Origin of the sequence: Stenotrophomonas pictorum JCM 9942 (genome assembly GCF_001310775.1) — a bacterium.
Lineage (GTDB): Bacteria > Pseudomonadota > Gammaproteobacteria > Xanthomonadales > Xanthomonadaceae > Stenotrophomonas > Stenotrophomonas pictorum.
In genome coordinates this window covers 1-1,519 of sequence record NZ_BAZI01000526.1, presented here as the reverse complement: position 1 = coordinate 1,519, position 1,519 = coordinate 1, and the positions used below count along the sequence as shown (strand labels likewise).

Sequence of the window (1,519 nt, the reverse complement as noted above, 5' to 3'; positions counted from 1 at the left end):
GCTTTGGACGCCGCCCGCGCGTGGCGCTGCTCCAGCACCGCCACCGCATCATCCAGCGACAGGCCGCGGGCACGCAGCAGCACGATCAGGTGGAACAGCAGGTCGGCGGATTCGCCCAGCAGGTCGTCATCGAGCTGCGCCACCCCGGCCAGTGCGGTTTCCACGCCCTCCTCGCCCACCTTCTGGGCGATCCGGCGCGTGCCGTCCTCAAACAGCTTGGTGGTGTAACTGTTGATCGGGCGGTCGTGTTCGCGCTGCTGGATCAGCGCATCCAGCGCGCCGAGGAAGTTGCCCGGCGCGCCGGCAAAGCAGCTGACCGCGCCGGTATGGCAGGTGGGGCCATGCGGGCGGGCGCTGATGAGCAAGGTATCGGCGTCGCAATCGGCGCGGATCTCCACCAGCTCCAGAGTGTGGCCGGAGGTTTCGCCCTTGACCCACAAGCGCTGCTTGCTGCGGCTGAAGAAAGTGACCTTGCCGCTGCTGCGGGTGGCATCCAATGCTGCCCGGTCCATATAGCCGAGCATCAGCACCCGCTGGGTGGCGACGTCCTGCACGATGGCCGGCATCAACCCGCCGACCTTGTTCCAGTCCAGGGTGGCGGCATCAAGTGGATTGAATTCAGTGGACATCACGCACCTCGATCTGTTGGTCGCGCAGGAACTGTTTCAGCTGCGCAATGGCGATGGCGCCGGAGTGGAACACGCTGGCAGCCAATGCACCGTCAACGTCGGCCTGTTCGAACACATCGGCAAAATGTTGCGGGGTGCCGGCGCCCCCGGAGGCGATCAGCGGCACGTTGCACAGGGCGCGCGCCTGGCGCAGCTGGGCGATGTCGTAACCGTTGCGCACGCCGTCGCTGTCCATGCAGTTGAGCACGATCTCGCCGGCCCCGCGCAGCTGCACCTCGCGCACCCAGTCCAGGGTGAGCCGGGCTTCGGCACGGGTCTTGGCCGGGTCGCCGGTATAGGAGCGCACCCGCCATTGGCCATCGGGTTCGCGGATCGAGTCGATGCCCACCACCACGCACTGCTGGCCGAAGGCTTCGGCCAGTTCGCCGATCAGCTCCGGGCGTTCCAGCGCCGGGGTGTTGATCGAGACCTTGTCGGCGCCGGCGTTGAGCACCGCGCGGGCGGTGTCCACATCGCGGATGCCGCCGGCCACGCAGAACGGGATGTCGATCAGCCGCGCCACCCGCTCGACCCAGCCGCGGTCGACCGAGCGCCCTTCCGGGCTGGCGGAGATGTCGTAGAACACCAGCTCGTCGGCGCCGGCATCGCGGTAGCGCAGCGCCAGCTCGGTGATGTCCCCCATGTCGATGTGGTCGCGGAAGCGCACACCCTTGACCACGCGGCCGTTGTGCACGTCCAGGCACGGAATGATGCGGCGGCTCAGCATGACAGCGCCTCCTCCAGGTGCAGGCGGCCTTCCAGCAGCGCCTTGCCCAGTACCGCGCCCCCGCAGCCGGCCGCCTTGGCCGCGCGGATATCGGCCGCGTCACGCACGCCGCCGGAGGCTGCAC

3 protein-coding genes are annotated in these 1,519 nt (G+C 68.5%); all 3 read right to left on the bottom strand.

Annotated elements, in window-relative coordinates; genetic code table 11:
* Positions 1-629: bifunctional phosphoribosyl-AMP cyclohydrolase/phosphoribosyl-ATP diphosphatase HisIE (gene hisIE / locus JCM9942_RS15705; RefSeq protein ID WP_083468592.1), on the bottom strand; the 629-nt coding region annotated here is incomplete at its 3' end.
* Complete coding sequence (gene hisF / locus JCM9942_RS15700) at positions 619-1,395, bottom strand: imidazole glycerol phosphate synthase subunit HisF (RefSeq protein WP_054660794.1); 777 nt, start codon at positions 1,393-1,395, stop codon at positions 619-621. The genes hisIE and hisF, both read right to left, overlap by 11 nt.
* On the bottom strand, positions 1,389-1,519 hold a 131-nt coding region (locus JCM9942_RS19245; protein ID WP_256202405.1), incomplete at its 5' end, for a HisA/HisF-related TIM barrel protein. The genes JCM9942_RS19245 and hisF, both read right to left, overlap by 7 nt.